The sequence below is a fragment of the Microcoleus sp. PH2017_12_PCY_D_A genome, from assembly GCF_020738565.1.
In the GTDB taxonomy this organism is placed as follows: Bacteria; Cyanobacteriota; Cyanobacteriia; order Cyanobacteriales; family Microcoleaceae; genus Microcoleus.
The window spans coordinates 1-23479 of sequence record NZ_JAEQCI010000069.1; the positions used below are offsets into that span (position 1 = coordinate 1).

The following is a 23479-nucleotide window of genomic DNA, read 5'->3' on the forward strand; positions in this document are numbered from 1 at the left end:
TCACTACAAACCTTTTTATGTGAAAGTTTGTAGTCAGGACTTTAGTCCTTCTTGATGCGGACTAAAGTCCTCACTACAAACCTTTTTATGTGAAAGTTTTCCCTACATCTAGCGAGCCAAGTAAGCCCTCACAAGATACACGCCAACCGTCGCAAATATCAAAAAGATTATCCCAAAAACTAACTCTATACTAAACCTTTGAGCATTGCCCAAAGCCACAAGAATTTGCTGCCGCACCACAAAAGCAAACAGCCAGCAAACCTCCGCCTTCAGCCAAACCAAAAGGCTTTGCCCCAAGAGATATTGCCGCCGCGCATTTTCCTGAGTAATCCGCACCGGATAGTTAAAAGTATGCGGATAGGGCGATACCGCTGTTAAAACCACAAAAATAATGGCAGCCACCGCCGGCAGCATCCAAATCATCACCTTGTCGCCCCAAGCATCCGCCAGCCCCCGGAAACCGAAATGAATCGGAATTCGATCGGGCAAAACCCCCCAAAACTGTACGATCGGCAAAATCGACACTAAAATCGCGATCGCCCCCGCGAGCTCTACCGCCAAATCAGCAGGCGAAAGCCCCAGAGAAATAACAGGCCGTTGGTTTGGTGCGTTTCCAGTCATGGCTACTTAAAATTAGATTAATATTGAAAATAATAGTATTGGTTCCAATTGCATCCCCCAGCAGCTATCATTGGGACTTTCCAAACATCTCGCGAGGTTTTATGACGGCTCAGGTTTTGGTTGAAAAGAAAAAGTTAGAAAAACCGCCCCTAACAATACACACTTTAGGCGATCGCGTCCTGCGGCAGCCAGCAAAGCGCGTCAGCAGCATCGATGCAGAAATTCGGCAGCTAGTCCGAGAAATGCTGCAAACCATGTACAGTGCCGACGGCATCGGTTTGGCCGCCCCCCAAGTCGGAGTCAACAAACAAGTTATTGTCATCGACTGCGAGCCGGACAAACCAGAAGCTCCTCCGGTGGTTTTGATCAACCCCACCATCAAAAGTAGCAGCGGCAATATGTGCATCTTGCAAGAAGGGTGTTTGAGCATTCCGGGAGTCTATTTGGAAGTCAAGCGCCCAGCAGCCGTTGAAGTGTCCTATCGCGACGAATTCGGCCGCCCGCAAACCCTGAAAGCAACAGAATTACTGGCCACAGTAATCCAACACGAAATGGATCACCTCAATGGCGTGCTGTTTGTAGATAGAGTAGAAAACAAGCTCGCACTCAATGAAGAATTAGTCAAAAACAAATTTTCGCCAAAGGCAGTAAAATCAGTATGATGGCAGGAACTCCCAAAAGTGGTTTATTGTTAGCTCTTTCGTGTATCACTGCGATCGCCGCAGTCGGCTCAATCTTTGAGCTGTCTTCGGGAGAAGCTCAACTCGGCAACGCAGTTACCGGCATCATCCTCGCCCTCAGCATACCGCTCACAGGCATATTTTTCTACGCAGCCGTTCAGGATGCCAGAGCAAATCTCTAAGCAGAGTTAGGAGTCATTAGTCATTGGTGATTAGTTATTAGTCATTGGTGATTAGTTATTAGTTATTAGTCCTGCCGTCAGCAGATAAAAACTAATAACTGTTCAATCAATATTGCGGATAAATAATATCAGCTAACAGCGAGGGAGCAAAGGACTAATAACTGTGGCATAAAGACTGCCGATAAATAACATCAGTTAACAGCTAATGACTGATGACTAATGACTGATAACTAATAACTAATGACTGATGACTAATGACTGATGACTAATAACTAATGACTAATGAAATCGGATTTCTGCGACAAGTGCCCGCCAAAGACGTTGCGTCCGGGCCAGCGTCAAAGTACCAACTTTCTGAATATGGAGAAGTAGCGATCGGACGCGATCGCAATTGTCAAATAGCTTTAGAGTCGATCGCCCACGGCATGGTTTCCCGCCGCCATGCCGCAGTCCGTCCCTTAACTCACGGTAATTGGACGAGATGGCAAATTTGCGACCTCAACAGCGCTAACGGAACTTATATCAACGGCCAAAAGCTCGAAGGCTGCCAAACTTTAGAAACAGGCGATCGCATCAGTCTCGGCCAAGACGGCCCGGAATTCATATTTGAATCTCCCGCAACCCCACACCCAACTAAACCCCAATTCCCCGCCACAAAAACGGGCAATTTTCCAGTCAGTGAAAAAGACGCTCTCACTTTAACTCAATTATTCCCGATCGCCTCCACAGGCAAACAATTAAGCCAAAAAGCCTATTTATATCCAGGTATTGCCACAGTTATCTTTGTCGTGTCGATGTTTGTCGCCGTCGGAAATTCCGCAGCATTCAACTTCCTGCTGTCAGCTTACCTCGCCGGTGCCGCTTACTACTTCATCTATCAACTGTGCGGGAAACACAAGCCTTGGTGGGTATTGCTGGGTACCGCTTTAGCTACAGTTTTAATATTGCTCAGCCCCTTATTGATTGGATTTATATTAGTATTTAGAGAAATCTTGCCCGGTCGCTTGCCCGCAGAAGGGGAAGAAATCAGTTTTTTGCCTTTTTTAATCAGAATGTTCTTCGGGGCGGGTCTGATGGAAGAATTGCTGAAAGCCTTGCCCGTTTTGGGAGCTTTGCTCCTGGGCAATTTGCTAAAAAATCCGTGGCGCGATCGCATCGGCGTTTGGGAACCATTAGACGGAATTTTATTAGGAAGTGCTTCAGCAGTCAGCTTTACACTATTAGAAACCCTGGGACAGTACGTCCCCCATATCATCCAAAATGTCACCCTGCAAGCAGGCCCCGAAGCCGGACAATTAGTAGGATTGCAATTGCTAATTCCCCGAATTTTGGGTTCCGCCGCCGGACACATGGCTTACAGCGGCTATTTGGGATATTTCATCGGTTTGAGCGCCCTCAAACCCACGAAACGCTGGCAAATTTTAGGCGTAGGTTATTTTAGCGCTTCCGCACTTCACGCTTTGTGGAATGCGTCGGGAGCTGTCAGCGTGCTGTTGCTAGCATTGGTAGGAGTTTTGTCCTATGCGTTTTTAGTAGCGGCGATTTTGAAAGCTCGGGCTTTGTCTCCCAATCGATCGCAAAATTTTGCAACTCGAATATTTTCCGAAAAATGATTGCTTACTGCTTAATTGTTAACAGCCGCGCGCGTCAAGCTGCCATTTTTTTCTTGTGTTTCAACCAGCTTAAACCTGCCAATGCTAAAGCTGTCCCCAAATGTTATCGGTTCGGGAACTGGTTCGGCTGCGGTATCCACTAGGGAGTAAGAAACCCGCGCACTGCTGATAATTGTACGACCTCTGCCCAAATAACCCTGCCTGTTGCTAACTATTGTCTCACCATACCCCCAGAAATAAGATGCCCACGTACTGATCGCCTCCTCGGTACCCATATACCAGGTTGCGCTGCTCTCAAACTTCCTGTAATCAGGCCCTCCTAGTGCGTCTGGAACGCCAATTTCACTCGTCGCATAGTCGCGACCCGATGCTTGCAGTCCGCGAAAATTCCCTTGATTAAATAAAGCTATAGCGCCTGCTAAATCATAGTCATTTTCATAGACCCTGATAGGGGTGTTAAATCTTCCCTCACCCACTGCAATTTTTTCAGATCCTATTCCTGTCAGTGAGGAATCACTAAACTTAAAAAAACCACTACCTCCACCCTTTTCCACTTGAAAATTGTAGGTGAGGACGGCTGCTTGCGCTTTGTCAGTGCCTGCTAAGGATAAAACTGCACAACTTAGAATTGTGCTGGCGATCGCACTTCCGAATCTCTGCCGTTGTTTCCGATTCATAATTTGCCTCTTCGCTACATTAAATTGGCGTGATTTTCTGTGATTGTTGGTCTGATTTTTCTTCTTAAAACCGCCCTTCACTGTTTGTTGTTAAGAGCGATCGCACCCATCATACCGCCCTTTTTTTCTGGGATTTAAACCAACTCAAACCAGCCAGTGCTAAAGCTGTACCCGCAAGTGTTAAGGGTTCGGGAACCGGTTCGGCTGCCGTATCCACTAGGGTGTAAGACATAGGCACGTAGTTAAGCTGTTGACCCGCACCTCGGTCTATTATTTGTCTTAATTGACCGCCACTTAAGTATGTAATTAGGATACTACTGTATCCCCAAAACAAAGGTTTCCCATTGCCCATAGCAGGATACATACGCCAAACTGCCGAGCCCTCATATCTAGTATAAACAGGCCCTCCTTCTGCATCCGGAATGTTAGTTTCTGAAATCGAGTAGTCGCCACCGCTTGCTATCAGTCCCTGAAATTCCCCACCCTTGAACTCAGCTTTTGCCCCTGCTAAATCGTGGTATTTTTGAGGTGGCTTTTCTTCATATAGGCCCCTGCCAGAGGGAGCTGTAAAACCATTAAATTGTCCCTCAGAAACTGCTATTTGTTCAGTTTCTCCGCCTGTAAGCGAGGAGTTACTCAATTTAAAAAAACCGCTCGATCCGGCCACTTGAAAATTGTAGGTGAGGACGGCTGCTTGTGCTTTGTCAACTCCTGCCACTGACACCGCAGTCAAACTTAGAATTGTGCTGGCGATCGCACTTCCCAATCTCTGCCTTTGTTTTTGATTCATATTTTTTGTTTAGGTATAATTGCTCTATTGTGTTGTACCTAAGTCTAGTTTTAAGCCTAGTTTATGGTAGGGAGCGATCGCAAGTAACTTCACACACTCTTCACATATTTTTTTAAGATTCCCAGATTGCCAAATTCCTGCACTCGAACTTTTACCTATACAATCTTTAGAATGTGTATTATTTATGACTTGAAAAGTTGTTTCCTGACCGCAACAAGGTTTGAAAATACCGGGAAATATGCTGGAAAATTTACCCAAAAAACCGGGTTTTTTACCGAATCTGTCGGTAACAGCGAAATATTGCGAAACACCCGGTTTTTGACTGCCAATGTATCAGTCCTACTTGTGTTTGGACAATGCTGCGGGCGATCGTCCACACTGCAATTCACATTAAATCAGTTTTGTCAACAGGCAATTACCCAACAATTGACCGAATATCCGGCAATCGGGCACGAGTAGCTTCTGCTTAACTGCACTCCGGGTCAGAATCGCAACTTAACTTAGAAATTCTTCACAAATAGTTTGACTGTGGTACTATCTGGATGGCTGTGAGTCGATCGGGAAGCCAACGGGCTTGATTCCTGTGGTGGAGGAGAATCCAGGAGTGCTAGATAGGATGTCATTGGGATACGGAAATGTTTTCGGTCAGCGAAGTCAGCTCGAACCCCTCCGCATTGGGGTTATTGGAGTTGGCAATATGGGCCAGCACCACACGCGAGTTCTGAGCTTGCTCAAAGATATCGAACTCGTGGGTGTTGCAGATATCAATGTAGAGCGGGGAATTGATGTAGCAAGCAAATACCGGGTTCGCTTCTTTGAAGACTACCGAGATTTGCTCGCCCACGTAGATGCAGTTTGCGTCGCCGTTCCAACTCGCCTGCACCACCCTGTGGGGATGTCTTGTCTCCAAGCAGGGGTTCACGTTTTAATTGAAAAGCCGATCGCAGCTAGCATTGCTGAAGCCGAATCTTTGGTCAATGCCGCTGCTGAAGCCCACCGGATTTTGCAAGTGGGACACATCGAGCGCTTCAATCCAGCTTTTCAGGAACTCGGCAAAGTGCTGAAAACTGAAGAGTTACTGGCATTGGAAGCTCACCGGATGAGTCCCTATTCCGATCGGGCCAACGACGTATCGGTAGTTTTGGATTTAATGATCCACGACATCGACTTGCTCCTGGAATTGGCAGATTCTTCAGTGGTGAAGCTGACGGCCACTGGCAGCAGGGCCTCAGATTCAGGTTATTTAGACTACGTGACAGCGACGCTGAACTTTGCTAACGGCATTGTCGCCACTCTGACTGCGAGCAAGGTGACGCACCGCAAACTACGTTCAATCGCCGCTCACTGCAAGAATTCTTTGACAGAGGCAGATTTTCTCAACAACGAAATCTTGATTCACCGACAAACAACCGCCAATTACGTGACGGATTACGGTCAGGTGCTTTACCGTCAAGATGGGTTGATCGAGAAAGTCTACACCAGCAATATTGAACCGCTCCACGCAGAGTTGGAGCATTTTATTAATTGCGTGCGAGGTGGAAATCAGCCTTCTGTGGGAGGAGAACAAGCTCTCAAAGCTCTGCGGCTTGCAAGTTCGATCGAGCAAATGGCTCTCGACGGTCAAGCTTGGTATCCCAAAGAGCTAGAGTCTACTTTGCAAGTTAGCTAAATCGAGACAAATTGTGTCGTTTCCGGGTGCTTCTACAGTTTGGGTTAGTTGTTCGTTGAAGAGGGGAACTGTTCAGGTGCAACCGGATGCGATATCAGTCGATTTTAGATTTTAGGTTTGAGATTTTAGATTAATTCCACCGATCGATCTGCTGGCTTAAACCGTCGATTTTTGCATTGAAAATTTGAGATTGGCTCCACATCCTCTATTTGAGAATGAAACTGTCGATTTTCACATTCAAGGTTTGAGATTGACTCCACAGATGAATCTCGGGGTTTGCACCCTTGGTTTAATTCAGATTGCTTTCCACAACACCTGGAGGGAGCAAGTGTCTCTGGTTCGCTGAAGTCACGATTTATTCTGCAAAAAAACAGCGACTATTTCACTGCTGATGGTTTTGCTAACTAGCTGATTTCCTTCCGGGCTCAGGTGGATGCTGTCTCGATACAAAGTTGGAAGTTTCGCCGCACTATTGAAAATAGGAAGAAAATCTATGTAAGTAATTTTCTCACATTCGACGAGTTCGGCGAGACGCGATCGAGCCTTGACTTCCCAGTCGCGAGAGCCCGAGTCGCCGAATTCGCCCCGCTTGGGCGTCACGGCTAGCAAAAACTCGACGTTGGCGGATACTGCTATTTTCTGGATTTGGCGAATAGCTTCTAAGTTGCAGCCGACTACATCGCTTTCTGCTGCTAATTGCGGAGCCGGCAGTGTTGGTAGCAGGTAGCGGCCCAATAACTCTAGTGTTGCCGATCGAGGTTGCCGATCGGGATAAGATCGATCGCGCCCCACAACCTGAGCAGAAGGCGGCGATGAAAATAAATCGTCAGTATTCAGCAACAACACGACAGCCTTGGCCCCAAAAACACCGAACCGTTTAGCATAAGCCAGTTGATTCCTCGGCCCCCAAGAATTGGCTGAGGCGTTGAGAACTTCAAAATCCGAATAGTTGACTTTTATACTTGATTGTGCATCGCTCGCCAGATGCTGTACTTGCAGGCTCAACTGCCGAGCCATAATTTCCGAGATGGTATCTGTCTGATCTGTCCACCAACCGCCGTTGGCGACAGAATCTCCCAACAGCAAGACGCGCAGAGTGTCGGGAGTGGGACGAAGGGCGATCGCGACCGTACGCATCGAATACTCGTTAATCTCGATGCGGTTAGCCAAGCGGCGCACCCTCTGGTTGGGCGCCAACAAATAGCCGCACTCGGCATCGGCAATGTAAATCAAGGGATTACCAAAACCTAGCAACACGCGCAGCAGCACTTCGATTGTCGCCCACAATCCTGCGGAGAGGGCCAAAACGAGCAGAACAACTTTCAAGAATTAACCTCGATCGAAAACGGATACTTGCTTGGGCACAAAAGTCGGGGAGATGCCAAAATTTTAAACCAAAGTTCAAGCCCCCAGATTCATGTGTGGAGTAAATCGACAGACTCCAATGCTGCAAGTAAATCTAAAATCTAAAATCTAAAATCTAAAATCTGAAATCGACTAACCGCTGCTAAATTCGGGCTTTTACCGACAGTCCCCGCACAATTGAGTCATCCGAATCGCCCCCGTGGATATAGAATTCTAGAATATACCGTCAAAACCCGCCGTCAGCCGTCAGTGAACTTGGTGGTTTCAGGAAACCCGTGGACTTAAAACAAATATTCAAAACGCCGAATCCCATAATCGGTGTCGTACATTTACAGCCTTTGCCAACTTCTCCCCGCTGGGGCGGGAACCTCAAAGCTATTATCTCAAGAGCCGAGCAAGAGGCTACAGCGCTGGCTTCTGGCGGCGCAAACGGTATCATAGTCGAGAACTTTTTCGACGCTCCTTTTGCCAAAGACAGCGTAGATCCGGCTGTGGTAAGTGCCATGACTCTGGTAGTCGAGAGGCTAACCAATCTGGTGACACTGCCGATCGGTATTAACGTGCTACGAAACGACGCCCACAGCGCGATCGCCATCGCCTCCTGCACGGGAGCCCAATTCATCCGCGTCAACGTCCTCAATGGCATCATGGCTACAGATCAAGGCTTAATTGAAGGCCAAGCTCACCAGCTACTGCGCTACCGTCGGGAATTGGGCAGCGATGTCAAAATATTCGCAGACGTGCTAGTCAAGCACGGGCGGCCCCTGGGCAGCCCCAACTTGACCACAGCCGTCTCTGAGACAATCGGGCGCGCCTTAGCCGACGCCGTAATCCTTTCCGGCTGGACAACCGGCAGCCCTCCCAATCTCGAAGACTTAGAACTCGCGAGTGCAGCAGCGGGGGAAATTCCAGTTTTTATCGGCAGCGGGGCCTCGTGGGAAAACGTTTCCACGCTCATGCAAGCCGCCGATGGTGTAATTGTATCGAGCTCTCTCAAGCGAAACGGCCGCATCGAGCAGCCGATCGATCCGATCCGCGTCAGTCAGTTTGTCGAAGCCGCCCGCCGCAGCTTTTCCCAGAAAAAGCTCGAACAACAAAACATTGACACAAATGGTTCAAGAGGGTCAACACCCGAACCGGGCAAAGTCGGAAGTAAAACGTAAAATGGTAATTGGGAATGGGCAAAGCGTGTCAACTTAAGTATGAAACCTGAGACATCTCGCTTTTATCCTCTTGCGAGATCCCCCTCGCATCCCCCGTATAGTCGGGGGACTTTGATCGGTTCCGGTTCCCCCCTTGTTAAGGGGGGTTAGGGGGGATCTAGCCTGAGTCGCCAAACAGCACTCTCTGACTATGTTTGAGCTGGTTGTTGACAGTAATGGTAATTGGTGATTGGTCATTGGAAATAGCTGAAAACTCAAAGCTAACAGTGAAAAGAAGCACCAATTCTCAATTCTCAATTCCCAATTCCCAATTCCCAATTCCCAATTCCCAATTAGCAATTACCAAATAAAACAATGATTCGCCGACGTTCAACCCCTTGGATTCATCGCTGGTCTAGAACTGCGATCGCAGCCATCGCAGCCATCGGCGTCGTAGAAACGGCCTATCTGACGATCGCTAAATTCACGACAGGCTCAGTCATTTGTCCCACCAGCGGCTGCGACAAAGTTCTCAACAGTCCCTACGCTACAGTTTTTGGCACAGTGCCTTTAAGTTTATTAGGTTGTTTGGCTTACCTGAGCATCGCAATTCTCGCATTAGCTCCCAAAGCCGTCAATCCCGACACCAATAAAGGTCTGCACTCTCAACTAGAAAATCAAACTTGGCAAGCGCTATTTATCATCACCGCTGCGATGGTAATTTTCAGCAGCTATTTAATGTATTTGATGTCTTTTGAAATTAAGGAACTCTGCATTTACTGCATCAGTTCCGCCGTATTTGCGCTGTCGCTGTTTGTGCTGACGCTCGTCGGCCGCGAGTGGGAAGATATCGGACAGTTGGTGTTTACAGGTATTTTGGTAATGATGGTAAGTTCGATCGGCGCCTTGGGACTGTATAACAGTGTCAGCTCACCTGTTCCTTTTGTTTCTTCTACCCCCGGAATTCTACCCCCAGCCGTGACTACAACCTCCGGCCCGGCACAAATTGCTTTAGCCCGCCACCTCAGACAAATTGGGGCCAAAGAATACGGTGCTTACTGGTGTCCCCACTGCCACGACCAAAAAATGCTGTTCGGCAAAGAAGCAGCCAAAATAATTGATTATTTTGAATGCGATCCCAAAGGGCAAAATTCCCGCGCTGAAATTTGCCAAGCTGCTGCTGCGAATATTAAAGGTTTCCCGACTTGGGAGATTCAAGGTCAGTTTTATTCGGGGACGCAAACTTTGGATAAACTCGCTGATTTATCCGGTTACACGGGCCCGCGCAATTTTCAAAACTGACAGTAAAGTTTGAGATTTTAGATGGCAAATTTTAGATGGTTTGGCAGTAAATATCCTGGTTTTTAACGGGAGCCTCTCTTTTGGAGAGTAATACCATTTTGCTAAAATTGTGCAACACTCTTCGACCCCCCCTAGCCCCCCCCTTGAACCAGGGGGGGGACAAGAATACTGTTGCATTCTTTTTTAAAATTGGTATAAAAAGCTTTTTTTCAGGAGTGCGAGTTTAAGAACACAACACAGCTTGTATACAGCTAGCTATCGTCCCGCTCGCACTCCTCAAAAAGCCAAACTGAGGGGCTCCATTTTAAACTTAGTTTATCGCTGTATCCGGCTGCGAAATTAATCTAAAATATGCCACCTACAATCAATATAAAATTAGTAAAAATTAGTTAGATCGAAGAAGTTTAAAATAAGTTGTGGCTGTTTATTAAGTCGGCGAATAAATACTAGGAATTTTACACCAAAACTCAAGAAACCGGGTTTCTACTTCCAAACTCATTGTTGAAATGACATATTTGGGTTGAGAAACCCGGTTTCTGCTGTTGCAGCCCGATCGCCCGCACCGAAAAACCCAAAAATTGGATAATCTAAAATCTAGAATCTAAAATCTCAAATCCACCCGCCCGCACCGAAAAACCCAAAAATTGGAGCATCTAAAATCTCAAATCCCAAATCTCAAATCGACCCGATCGCCCCCAGATGTAAAAGCTATATCTAGTAATACCTTAGATGCTCTTGGGGCGAGGCGAAAATCCCCAAAATATGCTAAAAACTCTCAAAAAATGGCTCGATCGAGAACGGCGAGTATTGATTACTGCCAGTGCCGTTGGCGCTACGGTGATTGTACTGCGCTGGTTCGGATTTTTGCAGGCTTTGGAATGGGCTGCTTTCGATCGCTTTGTACGCTGGCGGCCCGCCGAACCAATGGACTCGCGCATCGTCATTATCGAAATTAACGAAACTGACTTGCAAAAATACGGCTACCCCATTTCCGATGCTGTATTGGCCCAATTGCTGCAAAAATTGCACGCTGGCAAGCCGCGGGCGATTGGCCTCGACGTTTACCGAGATTTGCCGACTCAGCCGGGTAATGCCGAATTAATCAAAACTTTTAAAACTATTCCCAACTTAATTGGGATTGAGTTAATGCCAGACGAAACCAGATTTGGAGTGCGCCCGCCTCCGGTACTGGAAAAGCTCTCGCGCATCGGTTTCAACAACGTTGTCCTCGACGCTGACTCAAAAGTGCGCCGAACTTTGCTCTACGCTTGGCCTGGAAACGGCAAAACCTATCAAAGTTTCGCGCTGAGACTGGCTTTGCTTTACCTCGAAACCGAAGGGATTTCCCCTCAACCTGCAACAGTCAATCCTAAATACTTGCAGTTAGGCAAGGGGGTGTTTCAGCGTTTTAAACCGAATGATGGTGCTTACGTGCGATCGGACAGCCGCGGCTATCAAATTCTCACCAACCTGCGCCACCCACGAGGCAGTTTTCGCACGGTATCGATGAGCGACGTGCTTTCTGGCAAAGTACCGGTTGATTTTGTGCAGGAGCGCGCTGTCTTGATCGGCTCAACTGCCCCCAGCCTCAAAGACTTTCACCAAAACGCTTACAGTTCTGGTTTGTTTGCTCCTCCCCAGCCAGTACCTGGAGTTGAGCTTCAGGCTAATTTCTTGAGCCAAATTTTGAGTGCGGCCCTCGACGGGCGCGAGGGTATTAAAGTTTGGCCAGAGGCGGCGGAGTGGCTGTGGATTTTACTGTGGTCTTGGACGGGAGCAAATGTGAGCTGGAAGTTGCGATCGCTCGGGCGATCGGCTTGGTGTTTATCAAGTATCTGTGTAGGATTAAGTGCTAGTTTATACATAGCATGGTTGGCCGGTTGGTGGCTGCCGTTAATTCCTTCCATCCTCAGTCTGTTGGGTTCTGGCTGTGCAGTTGTAGCTTATCTGGCTCACATACAAGAAGAACTCAAACGGTCTAAAGAATTTTTACAATGGCTAATCGATACAATTCCCGACCCGATTTTTGTCAAAGATAGAAATCACCGCTGGGTTGTTTTGAATCAGTCCTATTGTCGGTTTATCGGCTATCCCTTGGAAATTTTAATTTGTCGCACCGATTACGAGTTATTTCCCCAAGCCGAAGCGGATATATTTTGGCAGCAAGACGAATTAGTATTGCAAACTCAGCAGCCGCTAGAAAATGAAGAATATTTTACCGATGCTCACGGAATTACACATCTGATTTCGACTAAAAGATCCCTGCACAAAGATGCTGCGGGAAACCTATTTTTAGTCGGAGCGATCAGAGATATGACCGAGCGCAAGCGCCTGGAAGATGCCCTCAAGCAAAAAAATGCTGAACTCAGCCACCAAGCTTATCACGATGCTCTCACCGGTTTGCCGAACCGCAAAATGTTTCACGAATCCTTGCATCTGTCCCTGGAAAGAGCCTCCAGCAATCAGGAATTGGTAGCTTTACTGTTTTTAGATTTAGATGGATTTAAGTCAATCAATGACACTCTCGGACATCATGCGGGCGATTTGCTCTTACAAGCAGTGGCCGGCAGGCTCAAAAAATGCTTGCGCGGTAGCGATATTATATCGAGGTTGGGTGGCGACGAGTTCACTGTCATCTTGCCGGGAATTCCTGGTAGCGAAGAAGCTGCGAAAGTAGCTCAAAAAATTTGTGACGCCATTATGCAGCCTTTTATATTAGAAGAACATACAGTTTCTGTAACTACAAGTATTGGGATTAGTTTGTATCCAATTGACGGTCAAGAGTCAGATATTTTAGTTAAAAATGCTGATGCTGCGATGTATCGTGCTAAGGAAGGCGGGAAAAATCAATGTCAATTTTCGTAATTAATATCCGTTGAAAAGCACAATCCAACTGTAGGTCAGTGGTGCCATTTTTTATGCCTAAGTTATTTTCTTTTTTTCAAACTCAAATTATTATAAGATATTGTATAGGAAGTCATCTATCATTAGATAGATTTATCAAAAATATCCAACTTAAGGCAGCAAATTGCCGTCTCATTTAACTGTTAAAAAATATAATAAAATTGGGATTAGTTTCACAAAAGATGGCAAGGGCAAGCCAGAGATCGAAACCGTTATGCAGTAAGTGATTTCCATCACAACTCGCAAATTGTAGCAGACTGAAGACCCAATTAACATCGCCGGCACAGCCTTGATTAAAAAGAATTTAGGTAAACTTACAAAAATTTATTAAAGGAAATGTAAAGACATAAGTGGAACTACGTAAATTGATAGATATAATAGATTGCAGGGACTTGCATCTATTTGAGTGATTTGGACAAGACTATGAACACTATGCGTACTTTGATTGGGCTCACAACAACGGCAACTCTGGCTGTCAGTCTGCAAGTCAGCACGATCGGCATTGCAAATGCCGCCTTACTTGCCAATAACTCAACCAGCAACTCAGCAAAAGACCGATCGACCTCCACAGTCTTGACAGCGGCGCCAACATCTCAGGCGCCCAATAACCCCAAAAAATACGAACCCGATCCCAATGGGAGTCCCAAAAGTGACGGTACAGGGACGCGCTGAGGCCAATTTTTCAATATTCTATAGGCCCAGATTTGTACCAATGCGATTGGTTAATTAAAGTGTGACAGCACCAATCCCGATCGGTCAGGGGATAGTCCAGCCGGTAGTGACCGCCGCGACTTTCCGTGCGAAACGCAGCACTTTTGAGAATTAAGTAGCCAATATCCAATAAATTGCCAACTTCCCCCCAATTTCGCAAAACCGAGCTATTTTCGGCATCAGCGGGCGAAAAATCGATCGCTTGTCCGGGCCGTAAATTATCAAGTGCTTGACTCAAAGCCAAAGAGGAAAATTCTTGCCGCCACATCTCAACTTGGACGATCGCTCTTTCCAAATCGCGTTGTCCCCGGCAAATTCCCGCACTCTGCCACACCAAGCTCGGCAATTGGATTCGCAATTTTTCGATCGCCTCAATATCCTGTTGTGAAACCGATTTTTCCAAGATTTCCCCTGCCTCTTCCTCATCTGGTAATACTTCGGACTTTTCACCTTCTAGCTGCAAAAGTCCCATTTGCGCGCCAAAAACCAGACATTCCAGCAGCGAATTGCTCGCCAACCGATTAGCGCCGTGTACCCCCGTGCTGGCAGTTTCTCCCACCGCGTACAAACCCGGAATCGAAGTTTGGTTGAACTTGTCAGCCACAATTCCCCCCATCCAGTAATGGGCGGCGGGCGTCACCGGCACAGGTTCGGCAAAAATATCAATTCCCCAATCAGAGCACACTTGAATAATATTCGGAAACCTGTAGCGCAGCCGATCGACCGCAATCGGGCGCAAATCCAGCCAAACGTGAGGTTCCCCCGTCTTCTGCAAGTGGCGGAAAATAGCGCGGCTGACAACATCCCGAGGGGCGAGTTCCCCGCTGGGGTGAGAATCAAAAGCAAAGCGATATCCCTTGCTGTCAATCAAATGAGCTCCTTCTCCCCGCACCGCTTCGCTAATGAGAAACCGCGGCGCGCCCGCTTTACTCAGGGCTGTCGGGTGAAACTGCACAAATTCTAAATCTCGCAGCAGCGCCCCGGCGCGCCACGCAATGGCCACCCCGTCTCCGGTACTTACCGACGGGTTGGTTGTTTGAGCAAAAACTTGTCCGCCGCCGCCTGTCGCCAACACTACGGCGCTAGCCCGCAGCCACTTAACCCGGGAGTCGCAAATTGAGCTAATGCCCTGACAGCGCCCGGTTTTGTCCAGCCACAGACTCATAGCAAAGGCTGGGGATACGAGTTGAATGTTTTTGCGGTTTAATACTTTTGCTGTCAGGGTACTGACAACGGCTTTTCCTGTGGTGTCGGCGGAGTGGAGCACTCGGCGGCGGGAGTGGGCGGCTTCTAGGGTGAGGGCTAAATCTGGGCCGGTGCGATCGAATGCAACGCCCATTTTGACTAGGGAGTCTATGCAAGCAGCAGCTTCTTCGACTAAAAATTGCACTGCTTCTAAGTCGCAAAGACCTGCTCCCGCAGCCAGTGTATCCTGAACGTGCAGTGCTGCGGAATCTTCAGGGGCGATCGCCGCAGCAATGCCTCCTTGAGCCCAATCGCTTGCAGAAACAGGTAGGATATTTTTATTAATCAAGCCTACGTGCAAATGTTCTGGCAGACAAAGTGCCGTGTACAAACCGGCTGCGCCAGCACCTATCACCAATACGTCAAATTTGTCAGTCATAAGTCGGCCGATTTTAGATTTTAGATTTTAGATTTTATAGCCTTTCTCAAATAAGTGAGGTATGCCCGGGGAAGGCCGGCTCCGGCCGGCTCGGGCCTACGAGCACCGCACTGTTACTGAGACTCGGCTAGAGATTTTAAAATTAACTTTACAGATGAATCTGCGGAATATAACTGTCGATTTTATATTTGACTCTACAGATGACTTGAGGGGCGGGAACTGTCAATTGTAGATTGAATAATTGAATAATTTAATCTACAGATGAATTTGGATTTAAACTAATGTCTAAAATTTTTGGCTCTTCACAATATCGCAGCCTTGTATCCGTCTTTGGGTTCGATCGTGTTTCAAGGCATTCGGCATTCATCAGCCGGAGCCCGAAGCCTTCAAGAGTTGACAGTTGACCTGTGACAGTTGACCGAAAGAGAGCGACCTCTACCTAGAAGTCCGAGGATTGGAGTAATGAATAGTCTGATTTTAATTTCTCCCGCTCGAGCGGGCGGGCTTTCAACCAATTCTTTCTGGTAAGTCAGAAGCCAGAAGCCAGAAGCCCTAAGCCCTAAGCCATAATTCATGAATTAACAAAAAATTAGTTTTGACTAAGGACTAAGGACTAAGGACTAATGACTATTGACTGCTGACTGCTGACTAATGCCGAATGCCTTCAAAAGAGGCCCGCTGCTATCTAGTCGTAGAGACCATTATTCAACCTGGTGTCTCCTTCAATAAAGACTGATTCGACATCAGTTACTGTGAATTTGTCCAAATTAGCTTGCAGCACCTTTTTTTGAGCTTCCGTCAAGCCTGAAATGTTGAGTACGTCCTCAACTTTTTCGTAAGGAGCATTCTTAATAATTTGTCCGGCTAAAGTGGGATACAGCCCTCGAAAGTCCCGAAAGTCGCGGACGGCGCTGTTGTTCAAATCAAGTTTTTTGCCGTATTCTGTGGCAAGTTTGTCATCGGCGCGATTGGTTCTAGCCGGAACATCAACTGCTAGGAGCGAGGATGACGGCAAGACGATGCGGCTCAAGTTCCCCGCGATCGCGCTCGTGTCTCCAGCCCATGCAAAGCAGCCCAGCACTAAGCCCAATACTGCCAATAGACGACCCAATCGTTTCATGAAGTTTTGTCTCCCAATTTCATACACAGCATTTATGTAGAGACTACCATTTTGCTTATGCAGTTTTTCAGATAAATCCGCAGCAGGCCGAGGACTGTTAACAAACTTTACATCTAAGCATTGACATTGCCATGAATATATGCTATGCAACGCAGTTAAGACGATCGCTTAATCTTTTGCCCCACACCCAATTTTCTAGCTATCAAGGACTCTTCCTTTGCTTTTGAGAAAAGCGTTCAAGTCAGTATAATTACTGCCGTAAGTCACGCTGGGAGTGTCGTAACCCTTCAAAGTAACGATGTGCTGCTCGAAAGCTTCTTGGGCGCCCAATTGGGTCAGGTATTTGTAGGTTGTTTCTCCCACGGCGATATCCTTGCCGATTTCCTTGGTGCAAGACTCTAGGCGAAATGCGGCGTTTACAGTGTCTCCCAAGGCGGTGTAGTCCGATCGGTCGCTGCTGCCGGAATTTCCCACCATTGCATAACCCGTATTGATTCCAGCCCCGACTCGCAACGGAAAAGGCAGGGGGTAACGGCTGCTGAGTAAATCAGTTGCCTTGTGCAGTTCGCTCAAAGCTTGGCAAATCCGCATCATTTCCTCGCTGCTAACACCGTCGGGTTTGTGGAACCACACAGCCATGATGGCATCGCCGATGTATTTGTCCACCCAACTGCCGTGTTCGCGAATGATGTGTCCGGCTTTGCGGAACCAATTCCCAATGACTTCCGAAAGCAGGGTTTCGTCTAGCTGTCTGGTCAAAACTGTAAAGTCTCGGATGTCCATTACCATGACGCTGATCAGGCTGCGTACCGTCAAAGTCGCGGTAAAATCTTCCGAGTCTGTGTCGTGTATGCGATCGAGCCTGCGGCCTGCGGTTGGGTTGTGGAAGTCCAACTCGGTTTGACCGAAAATAATTCGATCGCCATTTCTGAGGGTGACAGGAATGCTCACCCGCCGCCCGTTGACAAAGGAACCGTTGCGGCTGCCCAAGTCGATCAGGTAAAACTCTCCGGTCTCCATTTGCTGTAGCATCGCGTGATTTCGGGAAATCCAGCGATCGGTCAATACAAAATTATTGTCATCATTCCGCCCTACTGTCCAGCAATTGCTGCCGGAGAGCGGCAAGTAGCGATTGCCGCTTTCTGTACGAAGTAACAAATGTGGATTGGCTTGCAAAGTCACCACAGCCCTAGAAACAACATCAATTCAACCGATTTGAGGTTTTCAACTTTACATTTTAACTTTAGTACGCGGCTCATCGAAAACTCCTGGGTCTGAAACCCCGTCCTTTGAGGATGGCTTTTGTGTTAAAATTCAAACCAGCGGAATTGAAAACCAAGTATCCGCGCAGCACCTTGAAAACTAGAGGTAGGGGGTTCCAAACAGGAAGGCTTGTTTGGGTAAAATCTCTAAGCAACAAGTACAAAATAGCAATTGTTTGCTGAAACCGTACCGCTGGGCTAGCGGAATCGGGACTCTGGAATGGGTCGAAAGTCTGTGGACTCTGTGTAAGACAGTACATGGTTTTTAACTGTGGTATGCGACGGTGAATGAAGCAGAAACTCAAATCGTGAGGTTTGGGAATCTCCGTGCATTTATGCCGGAGAGGATGTCAAAACTAAGATTGCCCGTAAAAACCTGAAATCGGCTGTTCTAAAAATTTAAAATAGTTTAGTCGATCGATGCACCGAACCCATAAAGCATTGCCAAACTACCGCGCGATCGCCACCGCAGGTAGTTACCGCTCGATCATAGGCCAAAGTGTAATATTTTGCACGTCATATCATGTCCGCTAACATCGGAATTATGTAGTGCGAGCTTAAGAGCTCGCAACCTTGGATCGCGAGCTCTTAAGCTCGCACTGATATGCTCCAAAGGTATCTTTAAGATTTGTTGCTAGACTTCCACTTTTTGAAGCAGTCCAACAAAGCCTTTTCCTCGCTGCGGCGCTGAATCAATTAGAAACACGAAAATTTTATGTTGTCGAAAAGAATTTTGCCTTGTCTGGATGTGAAAGCTGGCCGCGTGGTCAAAGGTGTGAATTTTGTCAACCTTAAGGATGCTGGCGATCCGGTGGAAATGGCTCAGGTATACAATGATGCGGGTGCTGACGAGTTGGTATTTCTGGACATTACGGCGACTCACGAAGACCGGAATATTATGATTGATGTGGTGTACCGGACTGCCGATCGAGTATTTATCCCTTTGACGGTGGGCGGCGGCATCCAATCCTTGGACACCATTAAAAGTTTGTTGAGGGCAGGCGCTGATAAGGTAAGCATTAATTCAGCGGCGGTACGCGATCCGAGTTTGATAGACAAAGCGAGCGATCGATTTGGCAATCAATGTATTGTACTGGCGATCGACGCTCGCAAACGCCAAGATGCCGAAAATCCCGGTTGGGACGTGTACGTGCGCGGAGGGCGAGAAAATACTGGAAAAGATGCGATCGTCTGGGCCAAGGAAGCCGAACAGCGCGGCGCCGGAGAAATTCTAGTGACAAGCATGGACTCTGACGGCACTCAAGCCGGTTACGACTTGGCATTAACCCGCAGCATCGCCGAAGTTGTAGAAATTCCCGTGATTGCTTCCGGTGGCGCAGGCAACTGTCACCACATCTACGAAGCCGTCACTGAGGGCAAAGCAGAAGCAGCCTTGCTGGCTTCCCTGCTTCATTACGGGCAACTAAGCGTCGGAGAAATTAAGACTTATCTAGCAAAATGTCAAGTTCCCGTGCGGCAACAGTAGTTCAGTTGTCAGTTATCAGAATCTGATATCTTGCAGCAACAGGCTGGGGGCCTGTTCCACGATAATTACATTTTCTTTTGGGGTGGGCGGACTTCTCACCCCGATCGGCACTATTGCAAATAGTGCTTAATGTGAGGTTCATTAAACAGCAGAATTTTGTAGATTTTACGTTTAGATAACAGTTCAAAAAAAGCATAAAACCCAAGACAAGCTGAAAAACCGCTATACACAATCACTCATTCCCATGATGTACCATACTCATCTATCGGAAGACACAAAGCCCAAATATTCCCTGAGAAAGATTTCACAACCCCGTTTTTTAAGCTAAATATTATATATCAGCTCAAAGTAACAGATTGCCACTACTAATTTATGTGGCTTTGGTCAAACTAGAGTTAAAGATTGTGCAGAATTTGAGTTAAATTCAGCCTCTTAACAATCTCAGCGATCAAAACTTCTAAATACGGAGAAAATTTGTATGTCTTTTATCAGCTTTAACCTCCCAGTCAAGCGTTTAGTTCGCAGTTTAATACCTGTTTGTTTTTGTGCATTGATGTTTGTTTCTAATGCTTTCCCAGCTTTTGCTGTTACCAGTAGCCCCACCAAAGGTGAAGACAAACTTTTGGGGATTGAGAAAGAAGCTCAAAAAGCTGTCTTGAAAAACCCGATGTCTCTCGAAGAAACTCAAGAAAAAGCCAGCAAAGGGCCTAACGAAGTTCAGGGAGATGCTGACCTTGAAAAAATGAAAAATCCTTCCAATACAAAGGCTACATCCTTTGAGCAACAAGTCAAAAAGGCTGTCAGCAAAATCAAAGACTAACTGCACAGTTATCAGCCTTAAAAAGTAGGGACACCGCACAGCCGTGTCCTTATTTTTTTCTATGCGAGTTCAATTTATACCATTTTTTGGGCAAAATTCACGTGACAGTCTTCCGTAGGGTGTGTCGCTATCAACGATTTTAAAGAAACAGCGAAAATCTAATAGACCTCTTGCAAAAATAGCTAGGACGGGCTCTCCTGCCCATCCCACAAAAAGTTTTTTTTGTTGTGGAATGGGCAGGAGAGGCCGTTCCAAAATTTGATTAAAAGGACTTTTGCAAGAGGTCTAATAGATACGCACCTGGGAGTTTCAACGATCGGAAAAGCAACTCTCCGTTTCACTCCGTGCAAAAATTTTCTTGTAAAAAGCTTTTTTATAAATGGTATTAGCTTGAGTTTTAAGAATGGGTATCATATCATATCAGGTCAATTTCTCGCAATAAAAACGATTTGTAGTAATGACTTTAGTCCGCATCCATCCCAGTAGTAAAGTCTTTACTACAAACAAATTTTGTCGGTTTGTAGTGAGGACTTTAGTCCGCATCGATCCGAAGATTTGCATTTTAAACGAGCGAACAAATTTTATCGGTTTGTAGTGATAACTTTAGTTCAATACACTTGGGTTTAAACCATCCTCAAGGCAAAAAAATGTTAAAAATAGACACGGAGATTGCTTTTCTAGGAATCGGGAAAGCTAACGTCCCTCGCAATGACAACTTCTAACCCAAGCGTATTTGACTTTAGTAAAGCGTCATGGATGCGGACTAAAGTCCTCACTACAAACCAAAGTGAGGAATGCGAGTAAAGCGTCATGGATGCGGACTGAAGCCCTCACTACTAACTTAATTGTGGTTGATCTGGGAGGATGTAATATCAGATCGAATAATAAAGTGGAAACGACTTGGCATCTTTCGGCTTGACGAACACTCTTTGCTGCGGCTGCAACTGCAAGCTATCAAATCTTTCTCTCGTCAAATTAGCATTCACTACTTGACCGTCATCTAAGGTTAATTCTACCTGGATTTCCCATCCCAAATGAATCAAGCGACTGATTCTTGCAGGCACTGTTGCACTATTTTCTGTTGTTTCAATTACTACGTCGTGAGGACGCAAGAAAATCTCTGGGTTGGCTGAGTCAAAGCCGTTGTCTTGAAACATTCTCGAACTGCTGGGTAACACATTCACGGGCCCGATAAAACTCATGACGAATGCACTGGCTGGATGGTCGTAAATTTCTGCGGGTGTGCCTACTTGTTCGATTTTACCTTTGTTCATTACTGTAATTCGATCGGCAACTTCCATCGCTTCTTCTTGATCGTGCGTCACAAAGACTGTGGTAACGTGCACTTCGTCGTGGAGTCTCCGCAACCAAGCGCGCAAATCTTTGCGGACTTTGGCATCGAGAGCTCCAAAAGGTTCGTCTAACAGCAATACTTTCGGTTCCACAGCCAGAGCTCTGGCGAGGGCTACCCGCTGGCGCTGGCCTCCTGAAAGTTGCGACGGGTATCTGTCGCCCAATCCTCCCAATTGAACTAAATTTAACAATTCTTCTACGCGGGATTTGACTTTCGCCGGTGGAGTTTTCTGAATTTCCATGCCGAAAGCGATGTTTTTTCGCACTGTCATGTGCTTGAATAGCGCGTAGTGCTGAAACACAAAGCCAATATTGCGGTCTTGGACGCTGGTATTGGTGGCATCTTGGCCTGTCAGCCAGATTTTGCCGGAGTCGGGCATTTCTAAGCCTGCAATCAGCCGCAGCAGCGTAGATTTGCCAGAACCTGACGGGCCCAGCAGTGCAACTAGGGAACCTGATTCAATTTTCAAGCTGACTCGATCGAGTGCTTGGAAACTGCCAAACTGTTTTGATACGTCTTCTACAACTATGCCCATAGGAAGTTCGGCAACGGATGAGTGTAATGGATTTAACGGATGGATGTTGAGCTTTGAGGTTCGAGGAAATAGCTAAAAATATTAATCCCCGGTTTCTGGATAGGTTTATGTAAGATTTTAGAGCACGATCGCACATCCGTTGCTTAATTTTAGGGTTTTGGCGATCGCACATCCGTTTTTAGATTGGAGATTTTAGATTTGAGATTGACTTGCAGCTTTGAATCTGGAAGATTGAACAGGAGTCTGAAATTTTGATCTCTCCACCACAGCCCTGCGGGGCTTTGTATCCGTTTTTGGGCGGGGTCAAACACCAGAAAATTCACAAATATACACCTCAATCACAAAACAACACAATTCTTTGCCACCAAAGTTGGCGTTTGGTACTACAATGCAGCAAAAGTTCAAGCGTTTTTGACTTCAAAGGCTGAGGGGATAAAGGAAAATGGGAGATGTTAGACCTGTGCCTGTAGGCATAGTTGGCGCTTCAGGTTATGGCGGCGTGCAACTGGTGCGACTGCTGGCGGATCACCCAGGGGCCGAAGTAGTGTATGTAGGCGGGGATAGCAGTGCGGGAAAACCTTTTTCCAGCCTTTATCCGCATCTGACTAACTGCATTGATTTGACTGTAGAGGCGATCGACCTAGATAAAATAGTGGCAAAATGTGAGGTTGTGTTTCTGTCGCTGCCGAACGGTTTGGCTTGCCAAATGGCACCGACGCTGATTGAAGGCGGCTGCAAAGTCTTGGATTTGTCGGCTGATTACAGATTTGAAAATCTGGACACTTACAAAGCTTGGTACGGCGGCGAGCGATCGGACTCTGCTTTAGCAGCAACCGCTGTTTACGGTTTGCCAGAATTGTATCGCGATCGTATCAAAGACGCTCAATTAGTAGGCTGTGCCGGTTGTTACGTCACGGCTAGTTTATTAGCCCTGGCCCCCTTACTCAAACAAGGTCTGATTGTGCCAGAAACAGCAATTATCGACGCCAAATCAGGATCTTCGGGAGGGGGCCGCAAAGCCGAAGTTAATCTGTTGTTGGCAGAAGCTGACAATTCCATAGGCGCTTACGGCGTTGCCCGTCACCGCCACACCCCAGAAATTGAACAAGTTTGCAGCCATTTAGCCGGACAAGATATCAAAGTCCAATTTACTCCCCACTTGATGCCGATGGTGCGGGGAATTCTGGCAACTGTGTACGCAAATTTGCGCGATCCGGGATTGGTGCGGGAAGATTTAATTACAATTTTCAGTGCTTTTTACCGCAATTCTCCTTTGGTAAAAGTGTTACCGGCTGGGGTTTATCCGCAATCTAAATGGGCTTGCGGCACGAATCTTTGTTACATTGGCGTGGAAGTAGATCCGCGTACTGATAGGGTAATTGTGATGTCGGCGATCGACAATTTAATTAAAGGTCAAGCCGGTCAAGGCATCCAGTGCATGAACTTGATGATGGGTTGGGAAGAAACTTTGGGTTTGCCTCAATTGGCTTTCTATCCTTAATTATTGGGAATGGGGCATGGGGCATGGGGCATGGGGCATGGGGCATGGGGCATGGGGCATGGGGCATGGGGCATAGTTAGTAGTTTTTCTAATAACCAATTCCCAATTCCCAATTCCCAAT

The 23479-nt window shown here is 46.9% G+C and carries 19 protein-coding genes; 11 read left to right on the forward strand and 8 right to left on the reverse strand.

Annotated features, from left to right (window positions below):
• Window positions 1–108: 108 nt before the first annotated feature.
• On the reverse strand, window positions 109–621 hold the full coding sequence (locus JGK39_RS20230) for a DUF1648 domain-containing protein (protein WP_293247271.1): 513 nt from the start codon (window positions 619–621) through the stop codon (window positions 109–111).
• A gap of 101 nt (window positions 622–722) precedes the next feature.
• On the opposite strand from JGK39_RS20230, the gene def reads away from it, so the two are divergent.
• From def to JGK39_RS20245, 3 genes are all read left to right on the forward strand, one after another.
• Window positions 723–1283: a peptide deformylase gene (gene def, locus JGK39_RS20235; protein ID WP_293247274.1), complete on the forward strand. Its 561-nt coding sequence runs from the start codon at window positions 723–725 to the stop codon at window positions 1281–1283.
• The gene (locus JGK39_RS20240; protein ID WP_293247409.1) at window positions 1283–1483 is read left to right on the forward strand and encodes a hypothetical protein; all 201 of its coding nucleotides are present in this window, start codon (window positions 1283–1285) and stop codon (window positions 1481–1483) included. Before def ends, JGK39_RS20240 begins: the two co-directional genes overlap by 1 nt.
• A 275-nt stretch (window positions 1484–1758) precedes the next feature.
• Window positions 1759–3096 carry a PrsW family glutamic-type intramembrane protease gene (locus JGK39_RS20245; protein WP_293247277.1) on the forward strand — a complete coding sequence of 446 codons (1338 nt, stop codon included), beginning with the start codon at window positions 1759–1761 and terminating at the stop codon, window positions 3094–3096.
• A gap of 11 nt (window positions 3097–3107) precedes the next feature.
• Here the strand turns inward: JGK39_RS20245 and JGK39_RS20250 are convergent, their stop codons facing one another.
• Window positions 3108–3773, reverse strand: coding sequence for a hypothetical protein (locus JGK39_RS20250; protein WP_293247280.1), 666 nt, complete (start codon window positions 3771–3773; stop codon window positions 3108–3110).
• Window positions 3774–3882: 109 nt separating this feature from the next.
• Complete coding sequence (locus JGK39_RS20255) at window positions 3883–4563, reverse strand: PEP-CTERM sorting domain-containing protein (RefSeq protein ID WP_293247283.1); 681 nt, start codon at window positions 4561–4563, stop codon at window positions 3883–3885.
• A 616-nt stretch (window positions 4564–5179) separates the two neighbouring features.
• Between JGK39_RS20255 and JGK39_RS20260 the strand changes: the two genes are divergently transcribed.
• The gene (locus JGK39_RS20260) at window positions 5180–6232 is read left to right on the forward strand and encodes a Gfo/Idh/MocA family oxidoreductase (RefSeq protein ID WP_293192652.1); all 1053 of its coding nucleotides are present in this window, start codon (window positions 5180–5182) and stop codon (window positions 6230–6232) included.
• A gap of 348 nt (window positions 6233–6580) precedes the next feature.
• On the opposite strand, the gene JGK39_RS20265 is transcribed toward JGK39_RS20260, so the two are convergent.
• Window positions 6581–7558 carry an SGNH/GDSL hydrolase family protein gene (locus tag JGK39_RS20265; protein WP_293247286.1) on the reverse strand — a complete coding sequence of 326 codons (978 nt, stop codon included), beginning with the start codon at window positions 7556–7558 and terminating at the stop codon, window positions 6581–6583.
• 314 nt (window positions 7559–7872) lie between these two features.
• Here JGK39_RS20265 and btpA point away from each other — a divergent pair, with 314 nt between their 5' ends.
• The 4 genes from btpA to JGK39_RS20285 all read left to right on the forward strand — a co-directional run bounded on the left by btpA (window position 7873) and on the right by JGK39_RS20285 (window position 13617).
• Window positions 7873–8760: a photosystem I biogenesis protein BtpA gene (gene btpA / locus JGK39_RS20270; RefSeq protein ID WP_293247289.1), complete on the forward strand. Its 888-nt coding sequence runs from the start codon at window positions 7873–7875 to the stop codon at window positions 8758–8760.
• Window positions 8761–9114: 354 nt separating this feature from the next.
• Window positions 9115–10041 carry a vitamin K epoxide reductase family protein gene (locus JGK39_RS20275; protein WP_293247292.1) on the forward strand — a complete coding sequence of 309 codons (927 nt, stop codon included), beginning with the start codon at window positions 9115–9117 and terminating at the stop codon, window positions 10039–10041.
• A gap of 729 nt (window positions 10042–10770) precedes the next feature.
• Window positions 10771–12906: a CHASE2 domain-containing protein gene (locus JGK39_RS20280; protein WP_293247295.1), complete on the forward strand. Its 2136-nt coding sequence runs from the start codon at window positions 10771–10773 to the stop codon at window positions 12904–12906.
• Window positions 12907–13368: 462 nt separating this feature from the next.
• Complete coding sequence (locus JGK39_RS20285) at window positions 13369–13617, forward strand: hypothetical protein (RefSeq protein WP_293247299.1); 249 nt, start codon at window positions 13369–13371, stop codon at window positions 13615–13617.
• A gap of 10 nt (window positions 13618–13627) precedes the next feature.
• Here JGK39_RS20285 and nadB read toward each other — a convergent pair whose 3' ends face one another.
• The 3 genes from nadB to JGK39_RS20300 all read right to left on the reverse strand — a co-directional run bounded on the left by nadB (window position 13628) and on the right by JGK39_RS20300 (window position 17585).
• Window positions 13628–15280 carry an L-aspartate oxidase gene (gene nadB / locus JGK39_RS20290; RefSeq protein ID WP_293247302.1) on the reverse strand — a complete coding sequence of 551 codons (1653 nt, stop codon included), beginning with the start codon at window positions 15278–15280 and terminating at the stop codon, window positions 13628–13630.
• A gap of 685 nt (window positions 15281–15965) precedes the next feature.
• Window positions 15966–16400, reverse strand: coding sequence for a photosystem II complex extrinsic protein PsbU (gene psbU / locus JGK39_RS20295; RefSeq protein WP_293247305.1), 435 nt, complete (start codon window positions 16398–16400; stop codon window positions 15966–15968).
• A 195-nt stretch (window positions 16401–16595) separates the two neighbouring features.
• Window positions 16596–17585 carry an adenylate/guanylate cyclase domain-containing protein gene (locus tag JGK39_RS20300; RefSeq protein ID WP_293247308.1) on the reverse strand — a complete coding sequence of 330 codons (990 nt, stop codon included), beginning with the start codon at window positions 17583–17585 and terminating at the stop codon, window positions 16596–16598.
• A gap of 792 nt (window positions 17586–18377) precedes the next feature.
• Between JGK39_RS20300 and hisF the strand changes: the two genes are divergently transcribed.
• Entirely contained in the window at window positions 18378–19148 is a 771-nt protein-coding gene (gene hisF, locus JGK39_RS20305; RefSeq protein ID WP_293247311.1) for an imidazole glycerol phosphate synthase subunit HisF, read from the forward strand.
• 478 nt (window positions 19149–19626) lie between these two features.
• Window positions 19627–19968, forward strand: coding sequence for a low temperature-induced protein (locus JGK39_RS20310; RefSeq protein WP_293247314.1), 342 nt, complete (start codon window positions 19627–19629; stop codon window positions 19966–19968).
• Window positions 19969–20840: 872 nt separating this feature from the next.
• Here JGK39_RS20310 and JGK39_RS20315 read toward each other — a convergent pair.
• Window positions 20841–21857: a sulfate/molybdate ABC transporter ATP-binding protein gene (locus JGK39_RS20315; RefSeq protein WP_293247317.1), complete on the reverse strand. Its 1017-nt coding sequence runs from the start codon at window positions 21855–21857 to the stop codon at window positions 20841–20843.
• Between the two features lie 442 nt (window positions 21858–22299).
• On the opposite strand from JGK39_RS20315, the gene argC reads away from it, so the two are divergent.
• Window positions 22300–23358, forward strand: a complete 1059-nt coding sequence (argC, locus tag JGK39_RS20320) for an N-acetyl-gamma-glutamyl-phosphate reductase (RefSeq protein ID WP_293247320.1) — start codon at window positions 22300–22302, stop codon at window positions 23356–23358.
• Window positions 23359–23479: the final 121 nt, after the last annotated feature.